Source organism: Pararhizobium sp. P1_E7, from assembly GCF_056405855.1.
Genome location: NZ_JBFUBH010000004.1, coordinates 1 through 18,410, shown reverse-complemented (window position 1 = coordinate 18,410; position 18,410 = coordinate 1). Strand labels below are relative to the sequence as shown.

At 61.0% G+C, this 18,410-nt stretch carries 21 protein-coding genes; 17 read left to right on the top strand and 4 right to left on the bottom strand.

The window, feature by feature from the left end:
- Window positions 1-207 precede the first annotated feature (207 nt).
- The 6 genes from ffh (at window position 208) to AC1D17_RS06050 (ending at window position 5,823) form a co-directional block, all read left to right on the top strand.
- Entirely contained in the window at window positions 208-1,785 is a 1,578-nt protein-coding gene (ffh, locus tag AC1D17_RS06075) for a signal recognition particle protein (protein ID WP_477564522.1), read from the top strand.
- A 13-nt stretch (window positions 1,786-1,798) separates the two neighbouring features.
- A complete protein-coding gene (locus AC1D17_RS06070) occupies window positions 1,799-2,101 on the top strand; it encodes a chorismate mutase (RefSeq protein ID WP_264219755.1) in 303 nt (100 codons plus the stop codon).
- A gap of 63 nt (window positions 2,102-2,164) precedes the next feature.
- On the top strand, window positions 2,165-2,527 hold the full coding sequence (gene rpsP / locus AC1D17_RS06065; RefSeq protein ID WP_477564521.1) for a 30S ribosomal protein S16: 363 nt from the start codon (window positions 2,165-2,167) through the stop codon (window positions 2,525-2,527).
- Window positions 2,528-2,678: 151 nt separating this feature from the next.
- A complete protein-coding gene (gene rimM / locus AC1D17_RS06060) occupies window positions 2,679-3,242 on the top strand; it encodes a ribosome maturation factor RimM (protein WP_477564520.1) in 564 nt (187 codons plus the stop codon).
- 3 nt (window positions 3,243-3,245) lie between these two features.
- On the top strand, window positions 3,246-3,926 hold the full coding sequence (gene trmD / locus AC1D17_RS06055) for a tRNA (guanosine(37)-N1)-methyltransferase TrmD (protein WP_477564519.1): 681 nt from the start codon (window positions 3,246-3,248) through the stop codon (window positions 3,924-3,926).
- 124 nt (window positions 3,927-4,050) lie between these two features.
- A complete protein-coding gene (locus AC1D17_RS06050) occupies window positions 4,051-5,823 on the top strand; it encodes an adenylate/guanylate cyclase domain-containing protein (RefSeq protein WP_477564518.1) in 1,773 nt (590 codons plus the stop codon).
- Window positions 5,824-6,025: 202 nt separating this feature from the next.
- Here AC1D17_RS06050 and AC1D17_RS06045 read toward each other — a convergent pair whose 3' ends face one another.
- On the bottom strand, window positions 6,026-6,790 hold the full coding sequence (locus AC1D17_RS06045; protein WP_477564517.1) for an alpha/beta fold hydrolase: 765 nt from the start codon (window positions 6,788-6,790) through the stop codon (window positions 6,026-6,028).
- Window positions 6,791-6,943: 153 nt separating this feature from the next.
- On the opposite strand from AC1D17_RS06045, the gene AC1D17_RS06040 reads away from it, so the two are divergent.
- Window positions 6,944-7,393: a MarR family winged helix-turn-helix transcriptional regulator gene (locus AC1D17_RS06040; protein WP_477564516.1), complete on the top strand. Its 450-nt coding sequence runs from the start codon at window positions 6,944-6,946 to the stop codon at window positions 7,391-7,393.
- A gap of 104 nt (window positions 7,394-7,497) precedes the next feature.
- On the opposite strand, the gene AC1D17_RS06035 is transcribed toward AC1D17_RS06040, so the two are convergent.
- Window positions 7,498-8,244, bottom strand: coding sequence for a sulfite exporter TauE/SafE family protein (locus tag AC1D17_RS06035; RefSeq protein ID WP_477564515.1), 747 nt, complete (start codon window positions 8,242-8,244; stop codon window positions 7,498-7,500).
- A gap of 407 nt (window positions 8,245-8,651) precedes the next feature.
- On the opposite strand from AC1D17_RS06035, the gene rplS reads away from it, so the two are divergent.
- Window positions 8,652-9,194 carry a 50S ribosomal protein L19 gene (gene rplS, locus AC1D17_RS06030; RefSeq protein WP_264219747.1) on the top strand — a complete coding sequence of 181 codons (543 nt, stop codon included), beginning with the start codon at window positions 8,652-8,654 and terminating at the stop codon, window positions 9,192-9,194.
- A 91-nt stretch (window positions 9,195-9,285) separates the two neighbouring features.
- Window positions 9,286-10,110 (top strand): class I SAM-dependent methyltransferase, encoded by an 825-nt coding sequence (locus tag AC1D17_RS06025; protein WP_477564514.1) that lies wholly within the window; start codon window positions 9,286-9,288, stop codon window positions 10,108-10,110.
- Here the strand turns inward: AC1D17_RS06025 and AC1D17_RS06020 are convergent, their stop codons facing one another.
- On the bottom strand, window positions 10,111-10,695 hold the full coding sequence (locus AC1D17_RS06020; RefSeq protein WP_477564513.1) for a hypothetical protein: 585 nt from the start codon (window positions 10,693-10,695) through the stop codon (window positions 10,111-10,113).
- 219 nt (window positions 10,696-10,914) lie between these two features.
- Here AC1D17_RS06020 and AC1D17_RS06015 point away from each other — a divergent pair, with 219 nt between their 5' ends.
- The 5 genes from AC1D17_RS06015 (at window position 10,915) to AC1D17_RS05995 (ending at window position 15,848) form a co-directional block, all read left to right on the top strand.
- Window positions 10,915-11,712 (top strand): transporter substrate-binding domain-containing protein, encoded by a 798-nt coding sequence (locus AC1D17_RS06015; protein ID WP_477564512.1) that lies wholly within the window; start codon window positions 10,915-10,917, stop codon window positions 11,710-11,712.
- Between the two features lie 10 nt (window positions 11,713-11,722).
- Window positions 11,723-12,544 carry an amino acid ABC transporter permease gene (locus tag AC1D17_RS06010; RefSeq protein ID WP_477564511.1) on the top strand — a complete coding sequence of 274 codons (822 nt, stop codon included), beginning with the start codon at window positions 11,723-11,725 and terminating at the stop codon, window positions 12,542-12,544.
- A 318-nt stretch (window positions 12,545-12,862) separates the two neighbouring features.
- Complete coding sequence (gene leuC, locus AC1D17_RS06005; protein WP_264219743.1) at window positions 12,863-14,272, top strand: 3-isopropylmalate dehydratase large subunit; 1,410 nt, start codon at window positions 12,863-12,865, stop codon at window positions 14,270-14,272.
- Window positions 14,273-14,412: 140 nt separating this feature from the next.
- Window positions 14,413-15,225: a class I SAM-dependent methyltransferase gene (locus AC1D17_RS06000; RefSeq protein ID WP_477564510.1), complete on the top strand. Its 813-nt coding sequence runs from the start codon at window positions 14,413-14,415 to the stop codon at window positions 15,223-15,225.
- A 110-nt stretch (window positions 15,226-15,335) separates the two neighbouring features.
- Window positions 15,336-15,848 carry a SixA phosphatase family protein gene (locus AC1D17_RS05995; RefSeq protein ID WP_477564509.1) on the top strand — a complete coding sequence of 171 codons (513 nt, stop codon included), beginning with the start codon at window positions 15,336-15,338 and terminating at the stop codon, window positions 15,846-15,848.
- A gap of 12 nt (window positions 15,849-15,860) precedes the next feature.
- Here the strand turns inward: AC1D17_RS05995 and AC1D17_RS05990 are convergent, their stop codons facing one another.
- Window positions 15,861-16,412 carry a L,D-transpeptidase family protein gene (locus AC1D17_RS05990; RefSeq protein WP_477564508.1) on the bottom strand — a complete coding sequence of 184 codons (552 nt, stop codon included), beginning with the start codon at window positions 16,410-16,412 and terminating at the stop codon, window positions 15,861-15,863.
- A gap of 246 nt (window positions 16,413-16,658) precedes the next feature.
- Here AC1D17_RS05990 and AC1D17_RS05985 point away from each other — a divergent pair, with 246 nt between their 5' ends.
- The 3 genes from AC1D17_RS05985 to AC1D17_RS05975 form a co-directional block, all read left to right on the top strand.
- Window positions 16,659-17,342, top strand: coding sequence for a response regulator transcription factor (locus AC1D17_RS05985; RefSeq protein WP_264219740.1), 684 nt, complete (start codon window positions 16,659-16,661; stop codon window positions 17,340-17,342).
- 51 nt (window positions 17,343-17,393) lie between these two features.
- Window positions 17,394-17,849 (top strand): cyclic nucleotide-binding domain-containing protein, encoded by a 456-nt coding sequence (locus AC1D17_RS05980; RefSeq protein ID WP_477564507.1) that lies wholly within the window; start codon window positions 17,394-17,396, stop codon window positions 17,847-17,849.
- A 124-nt stretch (window positions 17,850-17,973) separates the two neighbouring features.
- A partial coding sequence (locus tag AC1D17_RS05975) for an LLM class flavin-dependent oxidoreductase (RefSeq protein WP_477564506.1) occupies window positions 17,974-18,410 on the top strand: 437 nt, incomplete at its 3' end.

The window sequence follows — 18,410 nt, the reverse complement described above, 5'->3', positions numbered from 1 at the left end:
CGACCGGGACCCGTCAAAGGTATAAAGCGATCCCGGAGGTCAACACCCGACAGCGCGTTGCGCCCTCGGGTGCTTTTTGGCTTTGCGTCTTGTTTTCGTCAAGGAAAAGCACAACGTTTCGGACGTCCGCGCATGTCCCTTTCGAGGCGAAGCCAAGAAAGAAAGGTCCATGCGCAAACAAGCGCTCGAAACGACAAGGATGAAGCGATGTTTGAAAGTCTCCAGGACCGCCTTGGGTCAATCCTGAATGGATTGACCGGCCGTGGCGCGCTGTCGGAAGCCGATGTAGCGGCTGCCCTGCGCGAGGTTCGCCGTGCGCTCCTGGAAGCCGACGTCGCGCTCGAAGTCGTGCGGTCGTTTACCGACAAGGTGCGCGAAAAGGCCGTCGGCGCCGAAATCCTGAAGTCGATCAAGCCCGGCCAGATGGTCGTCAAGATCGTCCATGACGAACTTATCAACATGCTGGGTTCGGAAGGCGTGCCGATCGATCTCAACGCGCCGGCACCAGTCGTCATCATGATGGTCGGTCTGCAGGGTTCGGGCAAGACGACGACGACGGGCAAGATCGCCCTTCGTTTGAAGTCGAGGGACAAGAAGAAGGTCCTGATGGCGTCGCTCGACACGCGCCGTCCGGCAGCGCAGGAGCAGTTGCGCCAGCTCGGCGCCCAGACGAGCGTCGATACGCTGCCGATCATTGCCGGCCAGTCGCCGACCGATATCGCCGCGCGCGCCGTGCAGGCTGCCAAGCTCGGCGGCCATGACATCGTCATCCTCGACACCGCAGGCCGTACCCATATCGACGAGCCGCTGATGCTCGAGATGGCCGAAATCAAGCGCCGCTCGAACCCGCACGAAATCCTTCTGGTCGCCGATGCGCTGACCGGTCAGGATGCCGTCAATCTCGCCCGCAATTTCGACGAGCGCGTCGGCATCACCGGCCTTGTTCTGACCCGCATGGACGGCGATGGCCGCGGCGGTGCAGCCCTTTCGATGCGTGCGGTCACCGGCAAGCCGATCAAGCTGATCGGCGTCGGCGAAAAGATGTCGGAGCTGGAAGAGTTCCACCCGCGCCGTGTCGCCGACCGTATCCTCGGCATGGGCGACATCGTCTCGCTGGTCGAGAAGGCTGCCGAAAACATCGATGCCGAGAAGGCAGCGGCGATGGCCGCCAAGATGAAGACCGGCAAGTTCGATCTCAACGATCTCGCCGACCAGCTCGGCCAGATGCAGAAGATGGGCGGCATGGGCGGCATCATGGGGCTTATGCCCGGCATGTCCGGCATGAAGGACAAGATGGCCGCCGCCGGTCTCGATGACAAAATGTTCGGCCGCCAGCTCGCCATCATCTCCTCGATGACCAAGGCGGAGCGCGCCAATCCGGATCTGCTCAAGCACTCCCGCAAGAAGCGCATCGCTGCCGGTTCCGGCACGGATGCGGCCGAAATCAACAAGCTTCTGAAAATGCACCGTTCCATGGCCGACATGATGAAAATGATGGGCGGCAAGGGCAAGGGCGGCATGATGAAGCAGATGATGGGCGGCCTGGCCGGCAAGATGGGCCTTGGCGGCATGGGCGGCGGTATGGGCGGCATGCCCGACCTGTCGAAGATGGACCCCAAGCAGCTCGAAGCCCTGCAGAAGCAGGCGGAGGCCGCGGGCCTCGGCAAGGGCGGCATGCCCGGCATGGGCGGAGGCGGCCTGCCCGGTTTGGGCGGTAGCGGCTTGAAGCTGCCCGGTCTTGGTGGCGGTTTCCCGGGGCTTCCCGGCTTGCCCAAGAAGAAGTGAGGACTGGACAGGTATGATTGATCCGGCAGTCAAACAGGAACTCTCGAGCTATCGCCAATCGATCGACAATATCGACGCGGCGCTCGTGCACATGCTGGCCGAACGGTTTCGCTGCACCAAGGCAGTGGGCGTGCTGAAGGCCAAATACAATTTGCCGCCGGCGGACCCGGCGCGCGAGGAATACCAGATCGAACGCCTTCGCCACCTGGCGCGGGATGCCAATCTGGATCCGGATTTCGCGGAGAAGTTCCTGAACTTCATCATCCACGAAGTCATCCGGCATCATGAAGCAATCGCTGCCGATCTCAAGGATTGAACAGCTTTAAAAATACACAAAAAGGCCGCCGCAGGCGGTTGAATATCTCAAGGAGTACATGACATGGCACTGAAAATTCGTCTCGCCCGCGGTGGTTCCAAGAAGCGCCCGTTCTACCAGATCGTTATCGCTGACGTGCGTTCGCCGCGCGACGGCCGTTTCCTGGAAAAGGTCGGTTCGTGGAACCCGATGCTCAAGAAGGACGACGCAAAGCGCGTTGAGCTGAACATCGAGCGCATCCAGCATTGGCTGTCGAACGGCGCGCTGCCGACCGACCGCGTTCTGCGCTTCCTCAACGAAGCCGGCGTTGCAACCCGCGAAACCCGCAACAACCCGACCAAGGGCCTGCCGGGCAAGAAGGCTGTCGAGCGCATCGCCGAAGCCAAGCAGAAGGCTGAAGACGCAGCTGCCGCTGCTGCCGAATAATACCAAGGATCGCCGGTAGGAACCATCCTATGGGTCCCTATCGGCGATCCTTGGTATAAGCCTGGCGATAGCCTATTTTTGAAGCGGGCGGCGTTTTCATGCCGCCCGTTTTCGTTTATGCGAGTGGCATAATCTGGAGAGTGACCCGGCAATGAGCAAACTCAAAAATCCTGTGCTGATGGGAACGATCGGCGGCGCTCAGGGCTTGCGCGGCGAAGTGCGCGTCAAGTCGTTTGCCGAGGAGCCGACCGCGATCGGCGATTATGGCCACCTTCATTCCGAGGACGGCCGTTCGTTCGAGGTGCTGGAAGTGCGCGAGGCGAAGAATGTCGTCGTCGTGCGGTTTCGCGGCGTCAACGATCGCAACGCTGCCGAAGCGCTGAACGGGTTGGAACTCTATGTCGAGCGCGACAACCTGCCGGATGACGATCTCGACGAGGACGAGTTCTTCTATGCCGATCTCGAGGGCCTCGAAGCGCTGGATGCCGACGGTAAGAGCTATGGCACAGTCACCGGCGTGTTCGATTTTGGCGCGGGCGATCTTCTGGAGCTGAAGGGCCCCGGCAAGCGGCCGGTCCTGATCCCCTTTACCGAATGGTCGGTCCTGGAAATCGACCTTGAAGCCGGGACCATGCTGGTCGATGCGCTCGCAGCCGGTCTCACCGACGACAAGGACGAGGATCCAACCAAGCAATTCAAGCCGAAGGCGAAGTAAATCTTGCCCTTCCGCGCCACCATCCTGACGCTCTACCCGGACATGTTTCCGGGGCATCTCGGTCATTCCTTGTCCGGCAAGGCGCTGGAGCGTGGCCAGTGGTCACTTGATACCCTTCAGATCCGTGACTTTGCCGAAGACAAACACCGCACCGTCGACGACACGCCGGCCGGTGGCGGCGCGGGCATGGTGCTTCGGGCCGATATTCTGGCAAAAGCCATCGATCACGCCTCGGATGGCGACGACCGGCCCCGGCTTTTGATGAGCCCGCGCGGCAAACCGTTGACGCAGGAACGGGTGCGGGAACTCGCCAGCGGTCCCGGCGCCATCATCGTCTGCGGGCGGTTCGAAGGGGTCGACCAGAGGGTGATCGACGGGCGCAATCTCGAAGAGGTTTCGATCGGCGACTACATCCTGTCGGGCGGCGAACCGGCGGCGCTGATCCTGCTCGACGCCATCGTGCGCATCCTGCCCGGCGTGATGGGCAACGATCTCTCCGGTGTGCATGAAAGTTTCGAAGGCGGGCTTCTGGAGCATCCGCACTATACGCGGCCGCAAGTATTCGAAGGGCAGGAGATTCCTGCAGTGCTGACGTCCGGCCATCACGGCGATATCGCCAAGTGGCGCGAGGCGGAGGCGCGCCGGCTGACGGCGGAACGGCGCCCGGATCTGCTGCGGAAATAGGCCCCTGCCGGTTATCCCAAAGCCGCTCATGTTTGCGCGCTTCTCGGGAACAGCTACCACCAAATCGAGATTGGGAAGCGTTGACAGCCACTCTGTGCTAATTTGAGCGACGAGKAGCTGGCGCATGAACGAGACAAGGAAAATTGCGGCGATCCTGGTTGCGGATGTGGTTGGCTACAGCCGCCTCGCTGGTTGCGACGAGGATCGCATCCTGGCGCGATTGCGGGCCTTGCGCAGTGATCTGATCGACCCGACGATCGCCGTGTACAATGGCCGTGTCGTCAAGCGCACCGGCGATGGAAGCCTCATCGAGTTCCGCAGCGTCGTTGATGCCGTTCGGTGCGCGATCGAGGTTCAGAGCGCGATGATCGAACGCAATGCCGGCGTCCCGGAGGATCGCCGCATAGAGTTCCGCATCGGTATTCATCTGGGTGACGTTGTCGAGGAGAGCGACGGCGACCTCATGGGAGATGGCGTCAACATCGCCGCGCGACTGGAAGGTATCGCCAAGCCGGGTTCGATCTGTATTTCGGAAGACGCCTACCGGCAGGTAAAAGCAAGGCTTGATTTCCCATCGACAGATCTGGGCGCAACTCAGCTGAAGAACATTGCAGAGCCGATCCGGGTCTATTCGCTTCAGGTCGGCCTCGATCCACGGGCGACCCCGGCAATGCCGGCAGAGGCACGCGCTTCGCCGCCGCTTGCCGTTCCTGACAAGCCCTCCATCGCCGTGCTTGCGTTCAACAACATGAGCGGAGATGCGGAACAGGAATATTTCTCCGACGGCATAAGCGAAGACATCATTACGGATCTCTCAAGGCTGTCCGAACTGCACGTAATCGCTCGCAACTCGTCCTTTGTCTACAAGAAGGGGGCGGTGTCCGTGCCTGAGGTGGCCAGAGCGCTTGGCGTTCGCTATGTGCTTGAGGGAAGTGTACGCAAGGCGGGCAACCGGGTCCGGGTGACCGCGCAACTGATCGACGCAAGCAGCGGCGGGCACGTGTGGGCCAGTCGTTTCGATCGCGACCTCACCGACATTTTCGCGGTTCAGGACGAACTCACACAAGAGATCGTTGCCGCGCTCAAGCTCAAGCTTACGATCGGCGACCAGGAGCAGTTGGCGCGGGCACGCGCGGTCAATGTCGAGGCGTATGAATTGTTGCTGCGGGGCCGGGAGCGCGCCTATGTGCACACCCGGATCGGAAATGCCGAGGGGCGCAAGCTCGCAACCGCCGCCATCGCTCTCGATCCGGGATATGTCGCGGCCCACGCACTCGTCGCCTTCACCCATGTGCTCGACTACGTCAACGCCTGGAGTGCTGATCCTGAGCATTCGCTGCAGATGGGGCTGGAACTCGCAGAGCAGGCGGTGAGAATGGATGAAAACCATCCCAACGGTCATTTCGCGCTCGGCGTGGCCTGCATGTGGGCGCGAGCGCTCGACCGTGCGTGGACGGAAGTTCAACGTGGCCTCGCGCTATCGCCCAACTCCGTGGAACTGCTGATGGCCAAGGCGCACGTTCAGATATTCTCCGGAGATCCGGCAGCCGCCCTTGAGACGCTTGATGTTTCGATGCGGCTGGACCCGCTCTACCCAGAGGTCCTGCTGCAATTTCTCGCCGATGCGCGCTTTTCCCTTGGCGAGTACGCCCAAACGATCGCCGCAATTGAGCAGCGGCTCGCACGAAACCCTCAATCGGAGACTGCCTATGCACTGCTTGCGTCGTGTTATGGCCACCTCGGCCAGCCGAAGGAGAGCGAACAGGCCTGGAAGCGCGCGCTTGAAATAAATCCCGACTTCTCCGTCGAACGCCGCCGCCGCGTCCTCCCTTTCCGGAACCCCGAGGACTTTGAACGCCGCGTTGAAGGACTCCGCAAGGCGGGACTGACATTCTGACGTCTTCGGCTCGAAGCGATCGATGACGCCTTTCGCTGAAATGCCAGAATGCTTCAAGCGGGCGCGATGACCGATTTCGTTGTTTTATAGCGCACCAACCGTGACTGCGGCCGGTTTTCGGCACTCGGCATGTCAAGCATTTTGGCTGGGGGACGGGCCATCCCCCAGCCATTGTCCTCTACGAAAATTTGGAATGCGCCGCTCAGTGTGTTGCTGCCTGCTCGATCAGGTCGGCGACAGCCTTCGGGTTTGATACATAGATCGCGTGGCTGCCTTGGACTTCCGTCACGGTGGCGCCGGCGCGCTTTGCCATCAGCCGCTGTGCGGCCGGAGGGATCATGTGGTCGTCAGACGCGACCAGGTAGAAGCTCGGTTTTACCTTCCAGGCCGGTTCGGTCACGGCACCGGTCAGGGCTTCCACGCCCCACGGAACCTGGGAGTCGGCCATGAAGGCGGCAGTTTCGGGTTCGACGTCAGCGGCGAAGGCTGCGGCGAATTTCGTCTTGTCGAGGAACAGGAAACCATCGACCGGGGGCAGGATCGGCGGAACCGATGCACCTTCCGGCGGATTGGCGATCAGCGAGGAGACCGACTCGCCCTTGTCGGGCGCAAAAGCGGCGATATAGACGACCGACTTGACCTTCTCATTGGTGCCGGCTTCACTGATGACAACGCCACCATAGGAATGACCGACGAGCACCACCGGGCCGTCCAGCTGGTCGATGGCGCGCCTGGTGACGGCAACGTCATCGGCAAGCGAGGTGGTGGGGTTCTGGACGATGCTGACATTGTAGCCGTCCTTCTTCAGGATATCGTAGACGCCCTTCCAGCCGGCGCCATCGACGAAGCCGCCGTGGACGAGGACGATGTTCTTGACGGCAGCGTTATCCTGTGCCGAGGCGATGGTGGTGCCGGTGGCGGCCAGAACGACGGAGGCGGCGGCGGCAAGCAGGGCATTCTTGAGCATGTGCGTAACTCCTTTGTTTATATCGCGATAATGATTATCGCGATAATTATCTTGTACGACTTCGCTTTCTGTTTGTCCATATTTTAATTATCGCAATAATGATTTTTGTGATAATGTGCTGAAAACGCTTACAGAAAATTTTGGAGACCAGATGTGACYGACGCCCCGACCCTGCCGCTTGACAGCCAATTGTGCTTTTCGATCTATTCCGCCGCGATTGCGATCAACCGCGCCTACAAGCCGATGCTCGACGATCTCGGTGTGACCTATACCCAGTACCTCGCGCTCAGCGCCCTTTGGGAACGCGATGGTTTGAGCATATCCGCCATTGCCGACCGGCTCGGGCTCGAACCGAGCACGATTACGCCGGCGGTGAAGCGGCTCGAGGCCGCCGGCTTCCTGTCGCGGCGGCGAAGCACGGCGGACGAGCGTCTTGTCGAGGTGTTCCTGACCCCGAAGGGTAGCGAGCTGCAGCCCAAGACCGGATGTCTCACCGATGCGCTGCTGCGCCGCTCCGGATTTACCATCCCCCAGATGATCGATCTGAACGAGAAGGTTCAATCGCTGAGGGACGGTCTGGTCCGCACGGGCAATGAGCGCTGATCTTCCGGTGGAGGGCTTTCATACGGCAGTGAGCCGGTGCAGGGGTTTGGCAGCTTGATCAAAGGGTTGAGGGTGAAACCGGCCTGATCGGGCCTGCCTTCTCTCTAGCCCGTGACGAAATAATAGACCGCCAGCAACAGGCCGACCGCGACGACCAGGCTGCGGATCAGCGCCTGCGGTACGCGACGGGCAAGCCAGACGCCGGCATAGCCGCCGAGTGCGCCGCCGGGGATCATGAAGGCGGCATGGAGCCAGCCGACGACATTGCCGCCGGCAAAGACGACGATGGCGACGGCGGCGATGACCATGGCGAGGAAATTCTTCAGCGCATTGACGCGGTGATAGTCGCCGCCGGTGGAAAGGCCGAGCACCGCAAGCATCATGATGCCCATGCCGGCGCCGAAGAAACCGCCATAGACGGCGGTAACGAACTGGCCGATGAGCCCGAGCGGACCGACGGGCGTACCGCTCTCCGACGGGTTTGGACGAAACAGCGGTCCGAGCGCGAAGATCGCGGTGGCGGCGATCAGCAGCCAGGGAACCATCGCGCGGAAGGAAGGGTTCGACAAGGAGAGAAGGATCAACGCGCCGGCCAGTCCACCGACGATGGAGAGGATGGCGAGCATCGCCGCCTCGCGGCGATCCGCCCGGATTTCTCTGCGATAGGCAAGTGCCGAGGTGACGTAGCCCGGGAACTGGACGATGGAGGAGGTGGCGTTGGCGACGATCGGCGGCAGGCCGGCCAGCGTCATGGCGCCGAAGGTCAGGAAGGTCCCGCCCCCGGCGACCGCATTGACGGCGCCCGACAGGAAACCTGCGACAAACAGCATGATGGCAGTGGATATGGACATGACGCTCCTCCAGCGGTAGAATCCGGTCCACAGCGCTGGCGTCATTGAGGACGCGCAAAGGCTCGCTGTAGCACTTTAAATCTGCTGCATAATTCTTCCTTGAATCGATTCCGATTGAAGGAATTATGCAGTAGCCTGCAGGTCAACCGGCTGCAAGACGCGGAAATCAACCTGTGCAGGCTTGCGGCAGGGAGAATTTTTGCCCTCTGGGGATGACAAACGCTGCGCTTTGATGTATTCGCCCGACCGGTTCGGGAAAAATCCCGTCAGCCGAAAACAAAGAATGGTGAATTCGCTCCTGTTTCTTTCCGAGAAGCAAAACCTTGAGGCGCCTCATCCGAGGCCAGGTCCAACAGGTTCCATCGAGCGCTCTGGCTGTTGCAGAAGAACTTGAGAAGGTTAGACCCATGAACATTATCCAGCAGCTGGAAGCCGAACAGGCCGCCAAGATTGCCGCCAAGCGCACGCTTCCGGAATTTTCGGCAGGCGACACCGTCCGCGTCAACGTTCGCGTCACGGAAGGCACCCGTACCCGTATCCAGGCCTATGAAGGCGTTTGCATTGCCCGTTCCGGCGGTGGCATCAACGAAAGCTTCACGGTCCGCAAGATTTCCTACGGCGAAGGCGTCGAGCGCGTATTCCCGGTCTATTCGCCGATGGTCGAAGGCGTCGAGATCGTTCGCCGCGGTAAGGTCCGTCGCGCCAAGCTCTACTACCTGCGCGATCGTCGCGGCAAGTCGGCTCGTATCGTTGAAGACACCGGCGTTCGCGCCCGCAAGCTGAACGACGCCGAGCGCGCCGCCGTTGCCGAAGAAAAGGCACGTCTGGAAGCTGAAAAGGTCGCAGCAGCACAGGCTCTGGCCGCCGAAAAGGCAGCAGCCGAAGCCGCAGCAGCCAAGGCCGCTGAAGAAGCAGCCGCTGCAGCAGCAGCCGAGCCGGCAGCAGAATAAGTTTCAATCCTTCGGGATTATTGAACGTGAGCAAGGCGGTCTTCGGGCCGCCTTTTTCTTTGGGGCAAGAATTCTTCGGGGGGAGGCAGGAATGGACGACTATCTCAAGACCAACCGGTTGAACTGGGACGACCGGGCGGCGCTGCACGCTACCGACACGACAGGCAGCTACCGGATCGGTCGCGTGCTTGCCGGCGGCTCGTCGCTGCATGCGCTGGAGGCCGGCGAAATCGGCGATATCGCAGACAAGGATATCGTCCACCTGCAATGCCATATCGGGTTGGATACGCTGAGCCTCAAGCATCTGGGTGCGCGCTCGGTGACCGGGCTCGATTTCTCGCCTGTCGCCATCGCCGCAGCACGGGATTTCGCGGCCAGAGCCGGAACCGAGGCGGCCTTTGTCGAGGCCTCGGTCTATGATGCGGCAGTTGCTCTCAATCATCGCACCTATGACATCGTCTTCGTCACCTGGGGCGCCATTCACTGGCTGCCGGATATTTTTAAGTGGGCCGGGGTCGTTGCCAGCCTGCTGCGTCCCGGCGGCCGGCTCTACCTGCTCGACGGGCATCCGCAGATGTATCAATACGAAGGCGCCGGGGACGGCCGCCTGTCGCTCACCCATGGCTGGCGCACGCCCGTCGATGTGCCGCTCTTGTTTGAGGAAACCCATACCTATACCGGTGACCAACGGCCGCTGACCCACCAGCGCATGTACGAATGGCTGCACCCGCTCAGCCATACCGTCAACGCGCTGGTGAAGGCCGGGATGAGGCTCGATTTCCTCAACGAGCACGAAATCCTGACCTGGCGCCATTATCCGGGCATGATCGAAACCGGCGAGGACCAGTTCGAGCAGGCGCCGGGCCTGCCGCGCATTCCGCTGTCGTTTTCGATCGGGGCGACGAAGGCGGGGTGATCAGCTATGTCCCGCAACGCGATCGGCGCCTATTTTTCTGCACAACATGATACCCATCCAAAACCACATATAAAGTGAAGCCTGCAAGAAACCGATCAGTCCCAGCGTTTTAAAAAACTGTCGTTCCGCTTGCTTTGCGGTCGCAAGCTCCTTGAACCATGAACAATTCGGTGCCGTTGCCGAGCTTTCTGGCAATATCGATAAGGACACGAAAATTGCGATTGCTATGACGAGGAGGAGCAAGATCCTCAGGTTTGCATGGGAGGGCACCGGTTGGTCATGAACTTTCGTTCCGGAAAACGCGCTCCAGGGAACAAATAGCAAGGCGAAGGTCAAGGGGATTGAAAGGAGCAGCGCTACCATTCCCGAAAAATACGCCGTCGCATAAAGCATTGGTTCAATAGCCAGATGCGTTTCGATGAATGCTATATCGCAATCGAGCCTTGCGAACAGAAGGGCTCTCACCGAGGACGGTATCGCGGAAACAGGAAACACGAAGCCCAGCATATAGGATGCTAAGGGCGTTATCGCGATAAGAAAAAAAGGGAGATAGAGGCGGTTGATCAAGAAGACGTAGACCTGCATTTACACTTCCCGCGTGCGACTCATATGTCATTTTTGTCGTTTCATCACCGTATGAAATTACTCCAGATTTAAACGGAGATGGAAGCTGAAACTATTTTGCTGAAAAACCTCCTGCAAAGTGTCGTCTTTCCTGAATTTGCGCCGCAGCGGCCGTGGTCGCCCTTGCCAGCGCCTTCGCTTCTGTGACAGGTTCCGGTCGCCACAATTCAGGAGCCACCGATGTTTTCCCGCCGCACCATTCTCGCCGGCCTGACCGCCCTTGTTCTTGCCCCTTTCAGCGCTGCCGCCGCCGATCTGCCGAATCTGGCCGGACGCACGGTCGTGGTCGTCACCGAGAATGCCTATCCGCCGCTGCAGTTCGTCGATCCGAAGAGCGGCAAGGCGATCGGCTGGGAATATGACGCGATGGAGGAAATCGCCAAGCGGCTGAACCTCAAGCTGGAAATCCAGAACACATCCTGGGATGCGATGATCCAGTCCGTTTCCGACGGCCAGTACGATATCGGCATGACCGGCATCACCATCAAGGACGAGCGCAAGGCCAAGGTGGATTTCTCCGACCCCTACATGCGCTCTCAGCAGTTCATGCTGGTGCGCAGCGACGAGAGCCGCTTCACCGACGCCAAGACGTTTGGTGCCTTTGCCGACGGGCTGGTCGGCGCCCAGCCAGGAACTTCGCCGTTCTACACCGCCGTCTACGAAATGCTCGACGGCAACGAGCAGAACCCGCGTGTAAAACTGTTCGAGACATTCGGTGCGACGGTACAGGCGCTCAAGGCTGGCGATGTCGACGTCGTCCTGACCGACAGCGTTGCCGCGAAGGGGTATGTCGATGCGTCGGCCGGTGGCCTGAAGGTGGTCGGCGGGCCGCTCGGCACCGAGGATTTCGGCTTCATCTTCAAGAAGGGCTCGGATCTGGTCGCCCCGGTCAATGCTGCCATTGCCGTGCTGAAGGCGGATGGCACGCTCGACAAGCTGAACCAGAAATGGTTCGTCGATTACAAGATGGGCGAATGATCGCCAGCCGATGACGCCTGCGCACGACAATTCCCAGAAGGGCGACTATCCCTGGTGGCTGGTCGCCCTTGCCGTGACCGCCGTGGCGCTGGCTGCGGTGATCATCTCCAACGGTGTTTACCGCCAGGTCTTCACCATCGTTTCGGCCGGTATCGGCATCACCATTTTCGTCACGCTGACCGGCTTTTTCTTCGCCACCGCCCTGGGGCTTGGCATTGCGCTGATGGCGCTGTCGGATCGCGTAGCGCTGCGCCAGATCGCCCGGTTCTACACCGAGGTGATCCGAGGCATTCCGATCCTGGTTCTGTTGTTCTACATCGCCTTTGCCGGCGCCCCGGGGCTGGTGGTGCTGATCAATTTCCTCCTGTCGCCGCTGATTTCGGCTGACGTTATGGAGCCGATGGTGGTGCGCGACCTGTCCTTGATGTGGCGGGCGATCATTGCGCTCTCGATCGGCTATTCCGCCTTCATCGCCGAGGTGTTTCGCGCCGGCATCCTTTCCGTCGACAAGGGGCAGATCGAGGCGGCCAAGGCGCTCGGCCTGTCGCGCGCCCAGCGCTTCCGGCTCGTCGTCTTTCCGCAGGCGATCCGCGTCATCCTGCCGCCGCTCGGCAACGATTTCGTGGCGATGGTGAAGGATAGTTCCCTGGTCTCGGTGCTCGGCGTCGCCGATATCACCCAGGCGGGCAAGATTTACGCCTCCGGCTCGTTCCGGTTTTTCGAGACCTATTCGATCGTGGCGTATATCTATCTGATCCTGACCGTCGGGCTGTCTCTGGGCTTGAGGCGGCTCGAGCAGAGACTGCGGCGGGGGCAGAGGGAAACGAACTGAATGCTTGTTCCTCTCCTCAACGCCGGGGAGAAGGGGGAGGTCGCGGAACGCCACCATTCCACCTGCTCGATCTCGACAATTGCCGAACCGTCAAAAAATTGATATATCCCCGCCCATGGAATCCAAATTCGGATGTTTCGAGCAGAAAATCGTCGTGCTGCAGGACCACAAGCGTCTGCCGGCACGGTTTTTTGCGTGCGTTTCCGGCGCCCTCAGCAGCCGACTTATCTGATCGTCGGGAGCTGATCCCGACCGGGCCACTGGCGCCTTTTTGCCGGACTTTTTCCTGACCTTCTTCTCTACAATGGATGCACAGCCATGAGCGCACCGCGTACTCTCTACGATAAAATCTGGGACGACCATCTGGTCGATCAGCAGGACGACGGAACCTGTCTTCTCTACATCGACCGCCATCTCGTTCACGAAGTGACGAGCCCGCAGGCGTTCGAAGGCCTTCGCATGACGAACCGTCAGGTCCGGGCTCCGCAAAAGACCCTTGCCGTCGTCGATCACAACGTGCCGACTTCGCCCGATCGCCATCTCGGCATCAAGAACGAGGAAAGCCGTATCCAGGTGGAAGCGCTGGCCCAGAACGCTGCCGATTTCGGTGTCGAATATTATTCGGCCAGCGACAAGCGCCAGGGCATCGTCCATATCGTCGGTCCTGAGCAGGGCTTTACCCTGCCGGGCATGACCATCGTCTGCGGCGACAGCCACACCTCGACGCACGGTGCTTTCGGCGCGCTTGCGCACGGTATCGGCACGTCCGAGGTCGAGCATGTGCTCGCCACCCAGACGCTGATCCAGAAGAAGGCCAAGAACATGCTGGTGCGGGTCGACGGCGTTCTGCCCGATCACGTCACTGCCAAGGACATCATCCTTGCCATCATCGGCGAAATCGGCACGGCCGGCGGCACCGGCCATGTTATCGAGTTTGCCGGCGAAGCCATCCGCGCGCTGTCGATGGAAGGCCGCATGACCGTCTGCAACATGACGATCGAAGGCGGCGCCCGCGCCGGCCTGATCGCGCCGGATGAAAAGACCTTCGAATATATCAAGGGCAAGCCGCGCGCGCCGAAGGGCGAAGAGCTGGAACAGGCAATCGCCTACTGGAAGACGCTGCAGACCGACGAAGGCGCGCATTATGACCGCGTCGTCGTCCTCAACGCCGCCGACCTGCCGCCAATCGTATCCTGGGGTTCGTCGCCCGAAGACGTCATTTCCGTTCAGGGCATCGTTCCCAATCCGGACGAAATCCAGGACGAGAATAAGCGCAGCTCCAAGTGGCGCGCGCTCGACTATATGGGCCTGAAGCCGGGCACGAAGATCACCGATATCAATATCGACCGGGTCTTCATCGGCTCCTGCACCAACGGCCGCATCGAGGACCTGCGTGAAGTCGCCAAGGTCGTCGAAGGCAAGACGGTTGCCCCGACGGTTTCGGCAATGATCGTTCCGGGCTCCGGCCTCGTCAAGGAACAGGCCGAAGCCGAAGGCCTCGACGTGATCTTCAAGGCGGCGGGCTTCGACTGGCGCGAGCCGGGCTGCTCGATGTGCCTGGCGATGAACGACGACCGCCTGAAGCCGGGTGAACGTTGCGCCTCGACCTCCAACCGCAACTTCGAAGGCCGCCAGGGCTTCAAGGGCCGCACCCATCTGGTCTCGCCAGCCATGGCAGCTGCAGCAGCGGTATCGGGCCATTTCGTCGATATCCGCGATTGGAAGTAGACTTTAAGCTGCACCTCGTGGCTTAGGCTCGGGGTGTCCTTCGACCGGATCTCAGATCCAGCTAAGGCGGAAGCGGTGCTTCCGCCTTTTTGTTTGGGCGTGTATATTCAACTCGCGGCCTCGCGATTTGGGAGTTTCACATGACCGGTACGGACAAGATCTTTGTCGGCGGCATGCCGGCGATCTACGAGAAACTTTTCGTGCCGATGCTCTTTGAACCCTATGCGCGGGAGATGGTGGAGCGCATTGCGATGTCTGCGCCGCGCGCCGTGCTCGAGATCGCCGCCGGCACGGGCGTGTTGACCCGCGCCATGGCGTCCCGGCTCGGCGCCGAAGCGCGGATCACCGCAACGGATCTCAACCAGCCGATGCTCGACATGGCGATAGCCAAACAAAGTGCGGACGACCGTGTCACCTGGAAGCAGGCGGACGGGCTGGCGCTGCCTTTCGCAAACCACGTTTTCGACGTCGTCTGTTGTCAGTTCGGCGTGATGTTTTTTCCCGACAAGATCACCGGCTACCGCGAAGCCCGGCGCGTTCTGAAGCCCACCGGGCGCTATTTGTTCAATGTCTGGGATGCCATCGAGAACAACGCGTTCGTCACGACTGTCACGCGAGCGCTGGCGGATATGTTTCCGGACGATCCGCCACGCTTCATGGAGCGGACGCCGCACGGATATCACGACCTTTCGGCGATCACGGCGGATGTGCGGGCGGCCGGTTTCTCGTCGGTGCAGACCGAGACGATTGAGCGCGTCAGCCGTGCCGGGTCCGCACTTGATGCGGCGACGGCCTATTGTCAGGGCAACCCGCTCGCAGCCGAGATCGAGGCGAGGGCTCCCGGAAAATTGCGGGAGGTGACCGAAACTGTCGCCCAAGCCTTGAGGCGGCGGTTCGGTGACGGAGCCATCGAAGGCTCTATCCGCGCTCATATCCTGACGGCACTGCCCTAATTGGTGAGGGACTTTGCGGGCGCCGGACAAAAGGGCTCTACAATCCGGTTCGCCACAACGAAAGTGACGCCAAGCGCTGCTGCAACCACTGCAGGAAGGAAATTGCCCACATGACCTGCCGCCTGCTGCTGCTTCGCCACGCGAAGTCCGCCCGTCCTGAGGGCGTCGCCGATCGCGACCGGCCGCTTGCGGAGCGTGGCCGCAAGGACGCGCTGTTCATGGGCGCTTTGATGGCGCGCGAGGGCCTCATTCCCGATCTCGCGCTTGTTTCTCCGGCCAAGCGCACGCGCGAAACCTGGGCGCGGGCGCGCGGGGCCTTTTCCTCAGCTATCCCCGAGCGTGAGGTCGCGTCCCTCTACGACAGCACGCCCGGCCGGCTGTTGGACGCGATCCGCGCTGCGGGGGGCGAAGCGAAAACAATCGTTCTCGTCGGCCACAATCCGGAAATGGAGGAAACGGCAGGGCTGCTCTGCGGCGATGGGGAGGCAGACGCCATGGCGCGGCTCAGCGCCAAATTTCCGACCGCAGGGCTCGCCGTCATCGATTTGGCGGTCGCGACCTGGGCCGATATCGAGCCGAAAAGCGGCTACCTCGAACGGTTCGTCACGCCCAGACCGGCTTGATTCCCTCCGCCCTCATCGCATCACCCTCACCACAGTCCCCCGCCGCATGAACCGCAGCAGTCTTTTCATTGCCGGCAGGCTGACTGCCACGCAGCCCTCTGTCGGTGTGTAGCCGGGCTTGGCGAGGTGAAAAAAGATCGCCGAGCCGCCATACCGCTTCCGGCTGCGCAGGTTCCAGTCCATGACCAGGCAGATGTCGTAGAGGCCGTCGTCGCGGCGCATCTTTTCGTGGCTCGGTGTGAACGGGGAGCGGACGGGGCGATTGTAGAGGGCGTGGCGCGGTTCGTCGCACCACAGCAGATCTTTCGGGGTGAAGCGGAGCGGCAGCGCCGTTGGCGGCTGGGTGACGCGGTCGTGGCGGATGTAGCCGCCGATCAGGCGCATGGCTGCAATCGGGGTGGCGCCGTCGCCCTCGCGTTTGCGCGCGGTGGTGCCGCCACGGCCGATGGCGGCCTCTTCGGTGCGTCCTGCAAACGTGACGAGCGCTTTGGTGCGGTGTCCGGGCTTCGGCCTGACGGTGATGATGTTGGCCGGATTTGCGGATTTGCGGGGGGTCAGTCGCATTTTACTCACAGTTTTTTGCGTTGTCCGTGATCTGAAACATAACCATAGCACTACACAATATGTAACAAACGGGTGAAGGCTTCCGTTGCTTGCCAAAAGCATTGACCGAGCCACGGCATAATTCCTTAAATCGGTTCCGGTTTAAGGAAAAATTATGCAGCAGATTTAAAGTGCTACAGCGACCTTTGCGCGTCATGAATGACGCGCGGCGCTGTGGTTTCAAACCGGAAGCAAGGAGGGAACACCATGTCGGCCCGCACCATTCTTCTCGTCGATGATGATAACGACCTGCGTGAAACGCTGGTGGAACAGCTTGCCCTCTATGAGGAATTCACCATTCTTCAGGAAGCGACGGCTGCCAAGGGCATCCATACCGCCCGCAACCAGCAGATCGCCCTTCTGGTGATGGATGTGGGCCTGCCCGACATGGATGGCCGCGAGGCGGTCAAGCTGTTGCGCAAGGGCGGCTTCAAGCCGCCGATCATCATGCTGACCGGCCACGATACCGATTCGGATACGATCCTCGGTCTTGAGGCCGGCGCCAACGACTATGTCACCAAGCCGTTCCGTTTCGCGGTGCTTCTCGCCCGCATCCGGGCGCAGCTGCGCCAGCATGAACAGAGCGAGGACGCCACCTTCACCGTCGGTCCCTATACCTTCAAGCCGGGCCAGAAGCTTTTGACGCTGGAAAACGGCCAGAAAATCCGGCTCACCGAAAAGGAAGCCGCCATCATCCGCTATCTCTATCGCGCCGACCAGAAGGTGGTCACCCGCGACGTGCTTCTGGAAGAGGTCTGGGGTTACAATTCCGGTGTGACCACCCACACGCTCGAGACCCATGTCTACCGGCTGCGCCAGAAAATCGAACGCGACCCTTCCAATGCGGAGATTTTGGTGACAGAGAATGGTGGCTACAAGATAGTTCCCTAACGACATGGGGCGCGATGCCATCCGGCGTCATGCCCGCTTTGAGGTATCCCTTTGTCGCTGACTGACGATATCGCCCTTCTGTCCCTCGTGCCGCTGTTTGCGGATATCGATGACGACAAGCTGCGGCTGATCGCATTCGGGGCCGAGCGGCGGCGGCTCAACAGGGGCCAGCAGCTGTTTCGAGAGGGCGCGCCGGCCGATTGCGCGTTTGCCATTGCCAGCGGCTCGTTCAGCCTGACCCGTGGCCTTGTCGACGGCAGCGTCGAGGTGGTGGATACCGTCGGGCGCGGGACGCTTCTCTCGGAACTGGCGATGATCTCCTTCGTCGAACGCAAGTTTACCGCGACGGCCGAGGAAGACAGCGAAGTCATCCGGATCAACCGGCCGCTCTTCCGCCGCATGCTGGAGGAGTATCCGGAAGTCGCCGTCGTCGTTGAAGGCCGGATCAAGGCAAACCTGCAGGCGATGATCAGCGCCATGCAGAGGCTGGCGCCGAAATTCGGATAGTTTCCTTCCAAGAGACAATGTGTTTCGATGTTGCGGGCTCTGCGGCCGGTCCGCGCTCTTCCCTGCGTTGCGTTCCGTTCCCATCTATGCAGCAACAGATCGTCATCAGCAGGGTAGCAACATCATGAAGAAAATCGGCTTCCTTTCCTTCGGGCATTGGACCCCTTCGCCGCAATCGCAGACCCGCTCGGCGGGAGACACGCTGCTGCAGTCGATCGATCTGGCGGTGGCCGCCGAGGAGCTCGGCGCCGACGGTGCCTATTTCCGCGTCCATCATTTTGCCCGGCAGCTCGCCTCGCCTTTCCCTCTCCTGGCCGCCGTCGGCGCCAGGACCAAAAGGATCGAGATCGGTACGGCGGTGATCGACATGCGCTACGAGAACCCGCTCTACATGGCCGAGGATGCCGGCAGCGCCGACCTGATATCGAACGGCCGCCTGCAGCTCGGCATCAGCCGCGGCTCGCCCGAACAGGTGATCGATGGCTGGCGCCATTTCGGATATGCGCCGCAGGAGGGCTTGAGCGATGCGGATATGGGCCGTAATGCGGATATGGGCCGTAA

Bases quoted from the DNA above. Each gene is read 5' to 3' on its own strand.
- ffh (WP_477564522.1), top strand. From the start codon at position 208: ATGTTTGAAAGTCTCCAGGACCGCCTTGGGTCAATCCTGAATGGATTG.
- AC1D17_RS06070 (WP_264219755.1), top strand. From the start codon at position 1,799: ATGATTGATCCGGCAGTCAAACAGGAACTCTCGAGCTATCGCCAATCG.
- rpsP (WP_477564521.1), top strand. From the start codon at position 2,165: ATGGCACTGAAAATTCGTCTCGCCCGCGGTGGTTCCAAGAAGCGCCCG.
- rimM (WP_477564520.1), top strand. From the start codon at position 2,679: ATGAGCAAACTCAAAAATCCTGTGCTGATGGGAACGATCGGCGGCGCT.
- AC1D17_RS06050 (WP_477564518.1), top strand. From the start codon at position 4,051: ATGAACGAGACAAGGAAAATTGCGGCGATCCTGGTTGCGGATGTGGTT.
- AC1D17_RS06045 (WP_477564517.1), bottom strand. From the start codon at position 6,790: ATGCTCAAGAATGCCCTGCTTGCCGCCGCCGCCTCCGTCGTTCTGGCC.
- AC1D17_RS06035 (WP_477564515.1), bottom strand. From the start codon at position 8,244: ATGTCCATATCCACTGCCATCATGCTGTTTGTCGCAGGTTTCCTGTCG.
- rplS (WP_264219747.1), top strand. From the start codon at position 8,652: ATGAACATTATCCAGCAGCTGGAAGCCGAACAGGCCGCCAAGATTGCC.
- AC1D17_RS06025 (WP_477564514.1), top strand. From the start codon at position 9,286: ATGGACGACTATCTCAAGACCAACCGGTTGAACTGGGACGACCGGGCG.
- AC1D17_RS06020 (WP_477564513.1), bottom strand. From the start codon at position 10,695: ATGCAGGTCTACGTCTTCTTGATCAACCGCCTCTATCTCCCTTTTTTT.
- AC1D17_RS06015 (WP_477564512.1), top strand. From the start codon at position 10,915: ATGTTTTCCCGCCGCACCATTCTCGCCGGCCTGACCGCCCTTGTTCTT.
- AC1D17_RS06010 (WP_477564511.1), top strand. From the start codon at position 11,723: ATGACGCCTGCGCACGACAATTCCCAGAAGGGCGACTATCCCTGGTGG.
- leuC (WP_264219743.1), top strand. From the start codon at position 12,863: ATGAGCGCACCGCGTACTCTCTACGATAAAATCTGGGACGACCATCTG.
- AC1D17_RS06000 (WP_477564510.1), top strand. From the start codon at position 14,413: ATGACCGGTACGGACAAGATCTTTGTCGGCGGCATGCCGGCGATCTAC.
- AC1D17_RS05995 (WP_477564509.1), top strand. From the start codon at position 15,336: ATGACCTGCCGCCTGCTGCTGCTTCGCCACGCGAAGTCCGCCCGTCCT.
- AC1D17_RS05990 (WP_477564508.1), bottom strand. From the start codon at position 16,412: ATGCGACTGACCCCCCGCAAATCCGCAAATCCGGCCAACATCATCACC.
- AC1D17_RS05985 (WP_264219740.1), top strand. From the start codon at position 16,659: ATGTCGGCCCGCACCATTCTTCTCGTCGATGATGATAACGACCTGCGT.